Annotated in this window: 11 protein-coding genes; all 11 read left to right on the top strand. The window is 57.6% G+C overall.

Annotated elements, in window-relative coordinates:
- Positions 1-64 precede the first annotated feature (64 nt).
- The 11 genes from ACOOHD_RS11810 to ACOOHD_RS11760 all read left to right on the top strand — a co-directional run bounded on the left by ACOOHD_RS11810 (position 65) and on the right by ACOOHD_RS11760 (position 16092).
- On the top strand, positions 65-3754 hold the full coding sequence (locus ACOOHD_RS11810) for a T9SS type A sorting domain-containing protein (protein WP_420458083.1): 3690 nt from the start codon (positions 65-67) through the stop codon (positions 3752-3754).
- Positions 3755-3890: 136 nt separating this feature from the next.
- Positions 3891-4484: a transcription termination/antitermination NusG family protein gene (locus tag ACOOHD_RS11805; protein WP_420458082.1), complete on the top strand. Its 594-nt coding sequence runs from the start codon at positions 3891-3893 to the stop codon at positions 4482-4484.
- 64 nt (positions 4485-4548) lie between these two features.
- A complete protein-coding gene (locus tag ACOOHD_RS11800) occupies positions 4549-5871 on the top strand; it encodes a glycosyltransferase (RefSeq protein ID WP_420458081.1) in 1323 nt (440 codons plus the stop codon).
- Positions 5868-6926: a dTDP-glucose 4,6-dehydratase gene (gene rfbB / locus ACOOHD_RS11795; protein ID WP_420458080.1), complete on the top strand. Its 1059-nt coding sequence runs from the start codon at positions 5868-5870 to the stop codon at positions 6924-6926. The genes ACOOHD_RS11800 and rfbB overlap by 4 nt, the downstream gene beginning before the upstream one ends.
- A 12-nt stretch (positions 6927-6938) precedes the next feature.
- Positions 6939-7799, top strand: a complete 861-nt coding sequence (gene rfbA / locus ACOOHD_RS11790) for a glucose-1-phosphate thymidylyltransferase RfbA (RefSeq protein WP_420458079.1) — start codon at positions 6939-6941, stop codon at positions 7797-7799.
- A gap of 2 nt (positions 7800-7801) precedes the next feature.
- A complete protein-coding gene (locus ACOOHD_RS11785; RefSeq protein WP_420458078.1) occupies positions 7802-9595 on the top strand; it encodes an ABC transporter ATP-binding protein in 1794 nt (597 codons plus the stop codon).
- Positions 9596-9617: 22 nt separating this feature from the next.
- Positions 9618-10967, top strand: coding sequence for a nucleotide sugar dehydrogenase (locus tag ACOOHD_RS11780; protein WP_420458077.1), 1350 nt, complete (start codon positions 9618-9620; stop codon positions 10965-10967).
- Positions 10968-11000: 33 nt separating this feature from the next.
- Positions 11001-12092 carry an NAD-dependent epimerase gene (locus ACOOHD_RS11775; RefSeq protein ID WP_420458076.1) on the top strand — a complete coding sequence of 364 codons (1092 nt, stop codon included), beginning with the start codon at positions 11001-11003 and terminating at the stop codon, positions 12090-12092.
- The gene (locus tag ACOOHD_RS11770; RefSeq protein WP_420458075.1) at positions 12092-12832 is read left to right on the top strand and encodes a tyrosine-protein phosphatase; all 741 of its coding nucleotides are present in this window, start codon (positions 12092-12094) and stop codon (positions 12830-12832) included. The genes ACOOHD_RS11775 and ACOOHD_RS11770 overlap by 1 nt, the downstream gene beginning before the upstream one ends.
- A 27-nt stretch (positions 12833-12859) precedes the next feature.
- A complete protein-coding gene (locus tag ACOOHD_RS11765) occupies positions 12860-13654 on the top strand; it encodes a polysaccharide biosynthesis/export family protein (RefSeq protein ID WP_420458074.1) in 795 nt (264 codons plus the stop codon).
- Between the two features lie 29 nt (positions 13655-13683).
- Positions 13684-16092, top strand: a complete 2409-nt coding sequence (locus ACOOHD_RS11760; protein WP_420458073.1) for a GumC family protein — start codon at positions 13684-13686, stop codon at positions 16090-16092.
- The last annotated feature ends 35 nt before the right edge of the window (positions 16093-16127 follow it).

Raw genomic sequence — 16127 nt, 5'->3', positions numbered from 1 at the left:
TATCGTTACTCTCCCTGTGTGAGGGTATCCATCATCCTTAACTTGATCTTTAAACCCAGTTTTTATGACAAAGCTTTACCCCTTACGGTGGCTGTTTACGCTGCTGTTATTTTTTTCTCTGGTGCCTCTACTGACGGCGGCCACTATTACGGTTACCAATACTAGCGATAGTGCAGATTCTCCGGCTGCGGGCAGTTTACGGAATGCTGTTCGTACGGCGGCTTCCGGTGATTCCATCGTGTTTGCAGCAAGTACCAATGGGTCGACCTTTACCCTTGAAGAGGCGCTCGTCATCTCAAACAAGAACCTTACGATTGTCGGCAATGGCATGGACCAAACGGTGCTTAGTGGCGATAGCGATAGCCGGATCTTCCGGATCCTCGGTACTTCTCAGGTAAGGATTACCCGGCTGTATATCCGGGATGGCTTTGCGGCCGTCGGCGGTGGAATTCGCGTCCGTGATGTGGCCAGCCTCACGCTCCACACCGTTACGATCAGTGACTGTGTGGCTGCGGGAAATGAGGCTAACCAGGGTGGAGGAGCTATCTCTTCCGAGGGCACGCTAATCCTAAACCGTGTCTTGATTACCAACAACACGGCACTGGGCACCTCCGGCTCCGGTGGTGGTATCATCAATCAACCCGGTGGCACCCTGATCGTGAAAAATTCCATGATCAGTAACAACCAAGCTAATCGCGCCGGTGGTGGTATCGAGGATGCCTCGGGAGAAGGAGAAGATAGTGCCACGGCCTTTGAGGTAGTTGCTACTTCGATCACCGGCAATACGGTAAACATGAGCCCCGGTAACGGGGGTGGTATCCACGTAGGGGGCAACGGCGACGTAATGGTCTACCGTGGCGAGGTCAGTAACAACACGGCTGGCAACGAGGGTGGTGGTATCTGGCTTGGCTCCGGAATGCTTACCATCCGCTCCACCCTAGTCGACAACAACGAGGCACAGGGCGACGCCAGCACCACGGGCGGTGGCGGCCTCTTCAACTTGGCGGGTACCATGATCGTCAACCCCAATACCCGCGTGACCAATAACCGGGCTACCGGTGAGGCAGGTAGTGGCGGCGGTATTCTCAACCTAGGGGGTAGCCTACGGGTCAACGATGCTACCGTGAGTAGCAACACGGCCAACCGTGCCGGCGGCGGTATCGAAGACGCATCCGGTCCGGAGACTTCCTTTCTCATCTTTAACGCCCGGATCGATAGCAATACCGTGGCCACCAATCCCGGCAACGGCGGTGGTATCCACGTGGGCTCCGGCGGTGGCTTCTACATGCGCGGTGGATCGGTAAGCTTCAACGTTGCCGGTTCCGAAGGCGGCGGCCTCTGGAACGATGTAGGTCGTATGTCGATCCGCTCCGTGCTGGTAGCTAACAACGAAGCACAGGGTGCCACTGCTACCGAAGGCGGCGGCGGTGTATACAATAATGGAGGTATGCTAGTGGTCAACCCCAACACCCGTATCCTCGATAACTCGGCTACCGGAGAGTCCGGTAGTGGCGGTGGAATTTTTCATGGCATGGGCGGTACCGAAGACGCTCCGGTGCCCGGTATGCTACGCATCAACGACGCGACCATCGCGGGTAATACCGCCAATCGTGCAGGTGGTGGATTGGAAGACGCTTCCGGCCCTACCTTTATCAGCCGAATCGTAAGCTCCCGAATCAACAACAATACTGCCAGCAGTGCCCCCGGTAACGGTGGCGGTGTCCACGTGGGTGCCGCTGGTAACCTCAATATCCTGCGTAGTGTCGTCAATGGAAACACCGCAGCCTCAGAAGGCGGTGGACTCTGGAATGATCTGGGAGAGATGAATGTACGCGGAGTCATAGTCAGTGGCAATACCGCCTCGGGTGACGATGCCACGATGGGCGGCGGCGGCATCTATAACAACGGTGGAACGCTGAACGTCAATGAAGACACGCAAATCAGAGGCAACGTCGCCGACGGTACCGCTGGCAGCGGCGGTGGGGTGCTCAACGCCGAGGGCGGTATCCTGACCGTCACCGAGGCCATCATCAATGCCAACGAAGCCGAACGCGCCGGTGGGGGAGTCGAGGACGCATCCGGGGAGCTGGGTGGATTGTTCGTCGTGCGCTCCACTATCGATAGCAACGAGGTCATGACCAGCCCCGGTAACGGCGGCGGTATTCACGTCGGCGGAGCCGGTGATGCATCCATTCAGACCTCTTCCGTGAGCCACAACACCGCCGGTGCCGAAGGTGGTGGCCTCTGGAACGGCCAGGGTAACATGTCCGTGTTCAGCACAGTGATCGACGGAAACGTAGCGGCCGGTGACGGTGCCCCGGATAATATCCAGGGTGGTGGCGGAATCTACAACGACGGCGGTACGGTCGAGGTATCCGGTAGTACCCAGATTACTAACAACAGTGCCACCGGTACGTCCGGTAGCGGTGGGGGTATCCTGAGTGCCGGTGACGTCACCGATCCACTTCTCACCTCCCAGGTGATTGTCATCGAGTCCGTCATATCCTCCAACACGGCCAATCGGGCCGGGGGTGGCGTCGAGGTGGCCGTAGGCAGCTACTCGTCATTCGATGTCGACTACGACGGTAATGATGCCGGTGCCAACCCCGGCAATGGTGGCGCACTCCACGTTTCGGATCCGGAAGGTTCCGTCGATTTCAATGGCGGCTCGGTAACCAATAATGTTGCCTTCAGCCAGGGCGGTGGACTGTGGAACCAGACCAATGCCCTCATGGAAGTGACCGGCGTGTCTATCACGGGTAACTCCGTGCTTTCCGCCGGTACCGGCACGGGCGAGCGCGTCGCCGGAGGCGGTATCTACAACAACGGTGGCGATCTGAACGTATCGTCCAGTACCATCGCAGACAACGTATTACAGACCAGCGCTGTAGCCGGAGCCGCCGCTACCACCGCCGGTGGTGGTATTGCCAATGACGACGGAGGTTCGCTCTCCGTGCTGGCTTCTACCATCAGCGGCAACACCGCGGAATCGGGAGGAGGCATCGCAAACGTGGCCAGTGCCAGCATCATCAACACGACCATTGTGGACAATACGGCTGCTACCGGTGGCGGTATTGCTCAATCCATCAACTTAGTAAGTAGCACGGGTGGAGTGGCTAGTCTGAGTATCCAGGGAAGCATTCTGAGCGATAACGATGCGGCCGAAGACCCCAACTTTAGTCGTGGAGGCGGCGATGCGAACTCCGGAGGGTACAACTTCCTGGGTAACATCGACGGGAGTGACCTGGCAGCCGACGGCAACGACGTCTCCGGCCCGGCCGCTGAACTAGGCATGCTGATGGATAACGGTGGTATGACCTTCACCTATATGCCCAATTGCGGTAGCCCGGTGGTCGGTGCCGGTAACCCCAACGACGACCGGCCCGATCAGATCGGCCAGTCCGTAGTGGGTACCCGTGACATCGGTTCCTTCGAGTTACAGGCCGCCTGCGCAAGCGTAGCGGGTGGATCGATCCCCCAGGCTTCGGCCCGGACGGCTCCCCAGCGCGACGAAGTGGGGGTATATCCCAATCCAAGCCGCGGCAGTGATGTGCGGGTCACTATCCCCGAATCGTTCAAGGGCGAGGTCACCATGCGCATCTATGATGCTGCCGGTCGCATTCACGAGATGACTACCCGGGCTAGTATCGGTACTTACCGGCTTGAGCTGGACGGATACCAGGCCGGCTCCTACATCCTACAGGTCGTAAACGGAGACGATCTACGCAGCGTTCGCTTCGTGATTACGGAGTAAACTCCACGCCATCGGCGTTCTGCCGCTCATACCGCCGCCCCGGAACCGTCAGGTCCGGGGCGGTAGTATTTTGTGCAAATTTGCCTTACCTTTGCACACTCTTAGAAAGTTAAACCGCTCTAAATTCACAGTTTAAGTGTTTATAGCCGCTAGACCTAGTCTGCTTAAACCGTTACGGTCTACTGCTACGGATGATTTGCATCCTACGGAGGCTCGGTGGTTTGCGCTCCGGGTAGGGTACCGTAAAGAGAAGGTAGTAGCGAAACTGCTTCGCCAGCAGGAGATCAACTGCTTTTTGCCGTTACGCGAGCGTCCTTACCACTACAAATCTAAGACCGGAGTACGGCAAATTCCCCTCCTAGGCGGCTACGTATTTGTGAAAATCATCGGTCGCGAGGCTGCCGCTGTCCATGCCGCACCGTTCGTTTTCGGCTTTGTCCGCATCGGCAGGGTACGAAAGCAGGTCACTGAGCAGGAGATCGAGGTGCTGCGTCGCATCTCCTGTGACCTTTCGCTGAGCTGGGCCGTAGAGGATGCGGTCCTGCCCCTCCGACGCGGTTGTCGGGTAGAGATTGCGCGTGGGCCGCTGGCCGGCGTGCGCGGTCACTACGTCGAGGCAAGGAGTAAAAAGGCCTTCATCATTTCTTTCGATGGGCTCGACGCGCGCCTGATGACCTGTGAGGTTTCTTCCGCCGACATCATTTCACTCGCCGAGATCAAAACGTCGTGATTTTTTCGGTTCTACCGGTTACAGTATTGCCGCAGGCGTGGCTTGGACCTAGTGCTGGCGACACATGGACGGCGAAGCCGTGTTGAAGCGGGTCCTCATCATTTCGTACTACTGGCCACCATCCGGTGGTATAGCCGTGCTTCGCTGCCTGAAGTTTGCTAAGTATTTACGGCAGTATGGCTGGGAACCCGTGGTGTTTACCGCCCGAAATGCGCATTATCCCACCATTGACCATTCCAATGACGTGGACATTCCGGCGGGGATCGAGATCATTCGACACCCCATTTGGGAGCCCTACGGCTGGTACAAGAAGTTTCTGGGTAAACCACCGGAAGAGAATGTCAATAACGTCTTCTACACTAGTGAGGAGGATGGTGGTTGGAAACACCGGCTCGCCGTTTGGGTCAGAAGCAACTTTTTCATTCCCGATGCACGTGCCTTCTGGATTCGGGGGGCCGTCAGCCGGTTACTCGATTACCTCCAACGGCACCCGGTCGATGCCATCCTGTCCGATGGCCCCCCCCACAGCAATACGCGAATTGCCACCCTGGTAAGTCGGCAGACCGGCCTACCGTGGTTAGCGGATTTTCAGGATCCGTGGACGCAGGTGGATTACTACCAACTATTACACCTCACCCGCTGGGGGAGACGGCGGCACGAACGAATGGAGGCCGAGGCCTTTGCCCAAGCGAGCCTTACTACTATAGTAAGCCCCAGCTGGAAAGCTAAGCTAGAGGAGATCGGTGCCCGGAATGTCAGGGTACTGTACTGGGGATACGATCCGGAAGACTTCGCGGGCATCGAACGCGTGCCGCACAAGAAGTTTACCCTGTCTCACCTCGGCATCATGGGGTACGACCGCAAGCCGGAGGTCCTCTTCGCGGCAATCCAACAGCTCAACCAGGGGGAGGAGGGCTTTGCCAGTGCCTTCGAGCTTAGACTTTACGGACAGGTGGACCACCGGGTGCGGCAACAGATCGAGGCCTACGGGCTACTCGAACAAACCAGGTTTATGGGGGCGGTAAGCAGGGCGGAAGCCCTGCAGCAGACGGTGAATAGTCACGTTCTGCTCCTACTCCTGAATCAGCAGGAGAACGCCGCGGGAAGGATCCCCGGTAAGTTATTTGAATACCTAGCCGCCCGCCGCCCGATGCTGAATTTTGGCCCCGCCGACAGTGACGTGGCCCGTATAATCGAGGGGGTGGGGGCTGGACGGACCTTTGCCTATACCGCTGCACCTGCGTTGCCCGCCCAAACCTTACGGGAATGGTACCGCAATTACCGGCGGGGCGATGAAATAAGCCAGGATAGCGGAGCGATAGACCAGTACAGCCACCCCGAACTAGTAAAAAAACTGGCCAGCTGGCTGGATACCCTTACCACATGACGAACAGAACGGTCTTAGTTACGGGGGGTGCGGGCTTCATCGGCTCCCACCTGGTGCGCTACCTGGTCACTAAGTACCCGCACTATCTGGTACTCAACCTGGACCTACTGACCTACGCCGGCAACCTGGCCAACTTGGTAGATGTGGCCGATCGGGATAACTACCGCTTCGTGCGGGCTGACATTCGGGATGCGGAGGCGCTACGGCAGGTCTTTGCTGACTTTCCCATCGACACGGTCGTGCACCTGGCGGCCGAGAGCCACGTAGATCGGAGTATTGAAGAACCGCTCACCTTCGTGCAGACCAACCTGATTGGTACGGCGCAACTCCTGCAGGTGGCCCGGGAGGTCTGGCACAGAAACTTTACCGGTAAGCTGTTCTACCACGTGAGCACTGACGAGGTGTATGGTTCCCTGGACGCTACCGGGCTATTTACCGAGACGACTAGCTACGCCCCCCGAAGCCCCTACGCGGCCTCTAAGGCGGGAAGCGACCACCTGGTGCGGGCCTGGCATCATACTTACGGCATGCCGGTAGTGCTAAGTAACTGCTCGAATAACTACGGGCCCAACCAGTTTCCCGAAAAACTGATCCCCCTGTGCATCAACAACATCCTGCACCAGCAACCCCTGCCGGTCTACGGGCAGGGCATCAACGTGCGCGACTGGCTCTACGTAGAAGACCACGTGCGGGCGATCGATCTGATCCTGCACCGTGGGCGCAGGGGCCAAACCTACAACATCGGGGGGCACAACGAGTGGCGCAACATCGATCTGGTGTGCCTGCTTTGTCAGACCATGGACCGAAAGTTGGGCCGTGCGCCGGGCAGCAGTGAGCGACTGATCACGTACGTCACCGACCGGGCGGGGCATGACCTGCGGTACGCCATCGATGCGACGAAGCTAGAGCGGGAACTGGGTTGGGTGCCCGACGTGCGGTTTGAGGAGGGCATCGTGCGTACTGTGAACTGGTACCTGAGCAACGAAGCGTGGGTAGCTGGTGTAACCAGTGGAGCCTACCGCGATTATTACGCCGCGATGTATGCCCACCGTTAAGACTTTTTCGTTATGAAAGGAATCATACTAGCGGGGGGGTCGGGCACGCGGCTCTACCCCATCACTAAGGGGGTGTGTAAGCAGCTCATGCCGGTGTACGACAAGCCGATGATCTACTACCCGTTGTCGATACTGATGCTGGCCGGGATCCGTGAGATACTGATCATCTCCACCCCCCGCGACCGGGCTGCCTTCGAGTACCTACTGGGGGACGGGTCCGAACTAGGTTGCTCCTTCAGCTATACCATTCAGGAGGAACCTAATGGACTGGCCCAGGCGTTCGTGCTGGGGGAAGATTTCATTGCCGGCGCTCCCTGTGCGTTAGTTCTCGGCGATAATATATTTCACGGAGCCGGGCTGACGCGATTGCTTCAGGAAAGTACGCAACTGGAAACCGGGGCGCGGGTCTTTGCCTACCCCGTGCAGGATCCCGAGCGCTACGGTGTGGTAGAATTCGACGCAGCGAATAATGTGATTAGTATCGAAGAGAAGCCCCAGATACCCAAGAGCAGGTATGCCGTGCCGGGTTTATACTTTTACGACGAGCGGGTGGTAGAGGTGGCCAAGGGCATCCGGCCCAGTGCACGGGGGGAGTACGAAATCACGGATGTGAACCGCTTTTACCTGGAAGAGGGCACGCTGCAGGTGGGGGTCATGGGGCGGGGCACCGCCTGGCTTGATACGGGTACTTTTGAGAGCCTACACGATGCGGCCGAGTTCGTGCGGGTCATTGAGAAGCGGCAGGACTACAAGATCGGTTGCATTGAGGAGGTAGCCTACCGGATGGGGTACATCGACCGTGAGCGGTTGCGGGCCATTGCCGTTCCGCTGCGCAAGAGCGGCTACGGCAGTTACCTCGAAAATCTAGTGTGAGTATGCGGGTCAGGCTACCGGAGCCAAAGCTCCTGTATTACTTCCGCTTTTACTACCGGTACGTAGGACGGTGGATCTGGCTTACCCTGCTAAGCAGTCTGCTGGTAGCGTTGCTGGACGGCTTCGGGCTGGCGATGTTTCTTCCCCTGCTACAAGTTGCCGGCGGCGGCGCCGACGGGGCTACGGCCGTTGCCCAGGGGGAGCTGTTCTTTATACTGGAGAGGCTACGAAGACTGGGACTGAGCGTCGATCTACCGACGGTGCTCTGGGTTATGCTGTTCTTCTTCGTGCTGAAGGGGGTGGCTCGCTTCGCCATGGATTTTTCTCGGGTGGTGCTCCAGCAACGCTTCGCCGATGCCATTCGCTTGCGCAACCTTAAGCTGCTGTTGGAGTGTGATTTTGCGTACTTCTCCCACGCGCACTCCGGCAGGATTCAAAATATATTGAGCGGGGAAGTGCAGCGCCTGAGGCAGGCCTACCTAAACTACTTCCAACTGCTTCAGTACGTCATTATGACGGTAGTGTACGCCGGCTTGGCTTACCTGGCCAACCCCGGATTCGCCGCTATCGTAGTAGTGGGCGGCCTGCTTTCGAACCTGGCGTTTGTGTGGATCAACCGGGCTACTGAGGATGCCTCCCGGCGCATCAGCCAGGACATGAATCGCTACCAGGGCTTTCTGATCGAAAGCGTGGCCTCCTTTAAGTTCCTAAAGGCAACGGGGCTGATTAGCCGGTACCGGGCCAAGATCGAAACTAGCATGCGCGAGATTGAACGGCAGCAACGCCGTATCGGCGTGTTCAACGGATTGGCTACCGCCGTGCGGGAACCGCTCGTCGTACTGGTTGTGGTGAGTGCCATCGTCGTCCATACCTTCGTCTTTAGTCAGCCGCTTAGCTTGATTATCCTCAGTTTGCTATTCTTCTACCGGGCGCTCACCTCAGTGATCGCGGTACAAAATTGTTACAATAGCTTTCTAGGGGTAGCTGGAGCGATCACTAACGTGGAGTCCTTTACACAGCGCCTGCAGGCGGCGCAGGAGCCACCGGGTCACCGCCCCTTTACCGAAATGCAGCAGGGCATCCGGCTAGATCGCCTGAGTTACGCCTACGGGGAGGAGCAGGTACTACGCGACCTTTCGCTTACCATCGCCAGGTACGAGACGGTTGGCATCGTAGGCCAGAGCGGCAGCGGTAAGACTACGCTGGTCGACCTACTCTGTGGCCTACTCCAGGCCGCCCCCGGTATGGTTCGGGTTGACGGCACGGATCTGAATGATATCGCCAAGGCTGACTACCGCAAACGGATCGGCTACGTCACCCAGGAGGCTCAGGTGTTTAGCGATACGATCCGCAATAACGTTACGTTGTGGGATCCGCAGGCCACGCAGGATGAGCCGGTCTGGGAAGCGCTTCGCCTGGCGCACGCCGCCGATTTCGTCCGTGCATTACCACTGGGCCTAGATGCTCCGGTAGGGCTCAATGGCCTAACCCTGAGCGGAGGGCAGCGGCAGCGTCTCTCCATTGCCCGGGAGCTGTACCGCCGGGTGGATCTGCTGATCCTGGACGAAGCTACCTCAGCCCTTGACTCGGAAAGCGAACAGTCGATCCGGAAAAATATTGAGTCATTGGCCGGTAGCCTCACCCTGGTGGTCATCGCACACCGCTTGTCTACCATCCGTCAGGCTGACCAGATCGTCCTACTCCAGCCCGGCGGTGCGTACGAGATCGGTACCTTTGCCTCCTTGCACCAAAGCTCGCGCACCTTCCGCACCATGGTCGAACTCCAAGCCGTCTGACCATTCCCAATCTATTCATCTCATGCCACCCCCAGTGAAATTAAACGGAACTTCTACCCCGTTACGGGCCAAACAGGAACTGTCTGCCTACCGCAGCAAGGACAAAGCGATCTCCGTAGTAGGTCTTGGCTACGTGGGGCTCCCCCTGGCCCTCGAACTAGCCAAAAAATTTCGCGTCATCGGTTTTGACATCAGCGCCTCCCGGATTGAAATGATGCGTAGGGGGCACGACCCCAGCGGAGAGCTTGAACCGGACTCGTTTATTGATAAGGACATCACCTTCACCGCCAATGCCGCCGACCTGGCCGGTGCATCTTTTCATATCGTCGCGGTGCCTACCCCGGTGGATGAAAGTCGTACCCCGAACCTTAAACCGCTACTTGGCGCATCGCACTCCGTGGGTAGGTCCCTCCAGGCGGGCAACATCGTAGTGTTCGAATCCACCGTTTATCCCGGCTGTACGGAGGAGGACTGCGTACCGATCCTGGAGGCGGAGAGCGGCCTTACCTACCGCCAAGATTTTACCGTAGGTTACTCTCCCGAGCGCATCAACCCCGGCGATAAGGAGCACACGGTGGACAAAATACTAAAAATTGTCAGTGGCAGTGACTCCGAAACACTGGAGATTGTATCCGGCATCTATGGTGATGTTATCACCGCCGGTATATATGAGGCGGCCAGCATCAAGGTAGCAGAGGCCGCCAAAGTGATCGAAAACAGCCAGCGCGACGTCAATATCAGCTTCGTCAACGAGTTGAGCATCATCTTTCGCCAGATGGGCATCGACACCCAGGACGTGCTGGAGGCCGCCGGTACCAAATGGAACTTCTTACCCTTCCGTCCGGGCCTGGTCGGCGGGCACTGCATCAGCGTCGACCCCTACTACCTGCTGCATAAGAGCGTTAAACTGGGCTACGACCCCCTGGTGATCGCCAGCGGCCGGCGTATTAACGACCGCATGCCGGCCTTTATCGCTAAGGAGCTCGTGCAAGCGCTGCTGAAGGCCGACAAGAACCCCAAGCGGAGCAAGGTATTGGTGCTTGGCGTCACCTTCAAGGAAAACGTAGCCGACATTCGCAATTCCAAGGTGGTCGACGTAGTCCGCGAATTGATGGACTTCGGGGTCAACGTCCAACTCTACGACCCCCACGCCAGCCCCAACGAAATCGCACACGAATACGGCCTGACCATGGTAGAGGCCATCGGTGCGGGCTATGATGCCATTGTGGTGGCCGTGGCTCACCAGGAGTTCAAATCTTTCACCCTAGCTAAATTCCGGTCCATCAGCAGGGATGCCCTCCTGCTATTCGACCTCAAGGGAATCTACGACCGCAAGGCACTGCAGCCCGATGAGGTCATCTGGCGCCTCTAAAGCGACCTTCCTTCTACCCCCTAATCTTCGCTCATGATTCTTGTTACCGGTACCGCGGGATTCATCGGTTTTCACCTAGCGCAGCGCCTTGTCCACGACGGGCGGCAGGTAGTCGGCCTCGATATCATCAACGATTACTACGACGTGAACGTCAAGTACGACCGTCTGGCCGAGGCTGGGATCGCCCGCGAAGCGATCGCCTATGGCCAAGTCGTGCAGAGTACCACCCAGCCAAACTACCGTTTTGTAAAGCTTGACCTGACGGATCGCGACGGGCTCGATGCACTATTCGAGGCCGAAGGCTTCACCACTGTGGTCAATCTGGCTGCTCAGGCCGGAGTGCGGTATAGCTTGGTGAACCCCCGGGCCTACATCGACAGCAACATCATTGGGTTTACCAATATCCTGGAAGGCTGCCGCCACCACGGCGTGAAGCACCTCGCCTACGCCTCCAGCTCCAGTGTCTACGGGCTCAATGAGCGCATGCCACTCGCCACGAGCGACAACGTAGATCACCCCATCTCCCTCTATGCGGCCAGCAAGAAGAGCAACGAGTTGATGGCCCACACCTACAGCCACCTGTTCGGGCTTCCGACCACCGGCCTGCGCTTTTTTACGGTATATGGCCCCTGGGGGCGGCCCGATATGGCACTCTTCTTGTTTACCGAGGCCATCCTGAGTGGCCAGCCCATCACGGTATTCAACCACGGCAACATGGTGCGCGACTTTACCTACGTCGACGATATTGTGGAGGGCATCACACGCGTTATCGCGCACCCCCCGGCGGGCAACCCGCAGTGGTCGGGCATGCAACCCGACCCGGCCAGCTCGCGGGCACCCTACAAGATCTATAACATTGGCAACAACAACCCCGTTAAGCTGATGCAATTCATCGCCGCCATCGAGGAGGAGCTGGGGCAAACCGCAGAGAAGGTGATGATGGACCTACAGCCCGGAGATGTACCCGCCACTTACGCTAATGTACAGGACCTCATGGACCAACTCGACTATAAGCCACAGACTGATATTCGCCACGGCATCCGCGCTTTCCTTGCTTGGTACAGAAGCTACTATGCGCACACACTGGGCGCGGCCGCAGGTGCAACCCAAAAGGTAAAGCGGTGATGTTTGACTTCCTGCGATCACGCAAGCGACCCCCCGCTGACTTTACCGGGCTGAGCCTCGATATGCATGCGCACTGGCTGCCGGGGCTTGACGATGGGGCTAAGACTATGGCCGACAGCCTCCGGCTCATTGGGCAACTGGTCGATATGGGCTACACCAAGCTCATTGCCACCCCCCACGTGATGGCTGACTTCTATCCCAATACGCCACAAACTATCCGAGCCGCCCTGGCTCGCGTACGGGAGGCGGTGGCCGATACCGAGCTGGTGGTGGAACTAGACGCGGCCGCAGAGTACCTCATCGACGAGGGCTTCGTGCACCACCTGGAGGCCAACGAGCTGCTCACCCTACCCGGTAAGCACGTGTTGGTCGAGTTCGCCTTTGTCGCAGCCCCCGCCAACCGGGATGCCCTCTTCTTTGAGTTGATGACTAAGGGCTACCAACCCGTTTTGGCCCACCCCGAGCGCTACCGCTTCTACCACAATAGCTTCGAAGAATATCGCCATATGGTCGCGCGTGGCGTGAAGTTACAGGTCAACATCCTTTCGCTGATGGGGCACTACGGGCGCACGGAACAAAAGATTGCCGAGCAGCTGATCGACCAACAATTGGTTCATCTGCTGGGTACCGATGCGCACCACGAGGGGCATCTCGAGGGCCTGCGTAAGTTTTTGAATACTTCGAAATACAGCAAATTGCTCACCGCTTTACCCTGGCAAAATCGGGAGTGGGTCACCTAAACTGGCCGGCCATTAATCCTTATGAGTATGCTTCGATTCGCGTTATGGTTACTGGTACTGGCGACCGTTTCTTCCTGTGTATCGCACCGAGAACTGGTCAATTTTAATCCCCTGGACCCTACCACCCTCAGTCCTCAGGAGATCGACAACCGTATCGATCTTACGGTGCAATCCGAGGACCTGCTTCGCATTACCGTTAGTAGCCTGAATCCTGATGCCGCCGCCCCCTTCAACCCCCCCCCGGAGGGTACGGAACGCTTTCAGAATGCGGGGGGAGGTAGTACCGGCTCCCTCCAACTGGAACTTACCACGGGGTATTTCGTAGATGATGCCGGCTACATCGACTTTCCCGTGCTGGGCGCTATTTACGTGGGGGGGCTGACGCTGTCGGAGGTTAAACGCAAAGTAGTCGAGCAGCTGGCCGCGGGCTATTTGAAGGATCCCGTAGTGAACATCCGGTTCCTCAACTTCAAGGTCACCGTACTAGGCGAGGTGAACGCTCCGGGGCTACTGCGGCTATCCAACAAGCGGGTTACCCTACTCGAGGCGCTCGGAATTGCCGGCGATCTGACGACCTATGCCAACCGAACCAACGTTTTAGTGATGCGCGAGGACGGTGGGGTGCGTACCTTTGCGCGGCTTAACCTACAGAGCCAGGACATCTTCTCCTCGCCTTACTACTACTTGGAGCAAAACGATGTCATCTACGTGGAGCCTATCGAGGCACGGGTAGCCACCGTGGCCGACCCCCTGCAGCGTATTGTGGGGTACGCCTCGGCTACCCTGTCGCTGGTCTCTCTCATCGTAGCTTTTACCCGTTAGTCTTCCCCGCTAACCGATATATCACAATCTTGGAGCTACTCAACCCACAACCTGATCTGACGACGGCCCCCCCGCCTGCCACCGGTAGCTCTACTGCCTCTACCGGCAAGGGGGGTACCGGCCTGGATGTACGGGCAGTGATCGGACGTGCCATCCGGCAGTGGTATTGGTTCCTGCTTTTTCCCCTGCTCACCTGTATTCTGGCCTACCTGTACCTGCGCTATGACGTACCGGAATACGAGGTAAGGGGCACTATTCTGATCAAGGAAAGTGCGCAGGATCGGGCATTAGCTCAGGCGGTCAGCGGAGTCGACAATCCCCTCTTCTCGGAAAGTAACACGAACCTTACCAACCAGATTGAGATTCTGGGCTCGTTTTCCCTCATCAAATCGGTGATCGATAGCCTGGGCTTAGATGTAGAGTACCTGGCCCAGGGCCGCGTCAAGAACACCATCCTGTATGACGATGAGGAGCGCCCCTTCCTGGTGGCTAACTACGACGACGACGACGGGGGGGGTAGCCTGTATAACAAGCCGATCCTGGTGACGCTGCTCGATGAGGACGCATTTCGCATCAAGTACGGCGAAGAAGGGGAGGTCGAGGGTGTCCTGGGCCAATCGCTTACCCTGCCCATCGGCCGGCTCCTACTAACCGCAAATCCGGCTTCCAGCACGACTAAGAACTCGGCTACCGTACTGATCAAAGATCCCATTACTTTGGCCCGTAGCTACGGTAATCGCCTACGCATCAGTACACTGCGCAACTCCGAACTGCTCGAAATTAGCCTAGTTGACGAGGTGCCGGCCCGGGCCATCGACCTCATTAATGGGGTGATCAATGAGTATAATCGAATCACGGTACTGGAAAAGAATGAGGTAGCCCTGCGCACCACCCAGTTCGTCAACGACCGCCTGGATTACCTTACCCAAGAGCTCGATGAGGTGGAAGGCGCGGCCGAAGATTACATCATCGACAACGACATCGTCGGAGGTACGGAGCGTGAGCTTCAGGAAGCCTTCACTCAGCTCAGCGAGAACCAGGCACAACTCATTGACATTGCCCTCAAGGAAGAAGCCCTGAATCGAATCGAACGGCTACTGGCCACTGGAGGCACCGATTCCCTGAGCTATCTACCCTACGATCTTTCACTGGATAACCTCAACCTCACTCCCCTCATCACTCAGTACAACACGCTCCTAGTGGAACGGGAAGAGCTACTGACCTCGGCAAAGGCAAATAACCCTACCCTCCGGCCCGTCGAAGAACAGATTGCCCAGATTGCCCAGATCATCCTACAGGCGCTCGTGGAAACACGCGGTAGCCTAGTCCAGCGTACCGAAGCCATCAAACAGAGTACGGATGAGCGCTACCGGGATATTCGCAAGATTCCAGGTAAGCAGCGGGGGCTGTTAGCGATTGAACGGCAGCAGGATATTCGGGAACAATTGTACCTCTTCCTGTTGCAGCGTCGGGAGGAAACGGCGCTGTCCAGCGCCGCCGCCGTGTCTAACGTACGCATCTTCGAGGCTCCCATGCGCCGTGGTAGCACCTCACCGGACGCCATGCCAGTCTACGGTATTGCGCTACTCATTGGTTTCCTCCTACCGACCGCCCTGGTTGCTGTCCAGGAATTGCTCGATGACACCATTGTGAGTCCTGAGCAAATTAAGGCGCTCAGCGACATTCCTTTTCTAGGAGCAATTGCCTACGAACCCCAGCAGAATAAGATTGTAGTCTCCAAAACCAGCCGATCGCCGATCGCTGAGATGTTCCGGATGCTGCGGACCAACCTTCAATTCATGGGGGCAGGGAGACGGCAGCAGGTAGTGCTCGTCACCTCCAGTATGGGGGGAGAGGGTAAGACGTTCGTCTGTATGAATCTCGGTATGAGCCTGGCGATAAGTGGGCAGCGGGTCATCATGTTGGGGATGGACCTGCGCAAACCCAAGCTTGGCCGGTACTTACTCGGCGACGATGCCCCACTGCACGAAGGCCTCACTACCTACCTGACGGGAAATGCTTCACTGCAGGATATCATCCACGGTTCCGAGGCTCAGCCCAACCTGCACTACATAACCAGTGGTGCCATACCCCCCAACCCCGCCGAGCTTTTACTGCTACCTAAGGTGACTGACCTCATTAACACTCTCCGTAAAGAATACGACATCATCATGATCGATATGCCCCCGGTGGGGCTGGTCACCGACGCACTGGTGATGAGCGAACGGGCCGATGCTTCTATCTACGTTACCCGCTTCGGAGAGACTAAAAAGGGGCAGCTGGAAATTGCCAACGAGATCTACCGAACGGCTAAACTGCCTAACTTATCTATCGTACTCAATGGTGTCAAATCCGGCCGGGGCTATGGCTACGGTTATGGTTATGGCTACGGTTATGGTTACGGCTATGGGTACGGCTACTACGAGTCAGCCGATTGATGAGCCCGGAGTAGTAGCTGCGCCCGCCTTCAGCC

It is taken from the genome of Neolewinella sp. (assembly GCF_965214665.1).
Taxonomy (GTDB): domain Bacteria; phylum Bacteroidota; class Bacteroidia; order Chitinophagales; family Saprospiraceae; genus Neolewinella.
This window is presented reverse-complemented; position numbering and strand designations above follow the sequence as displayed.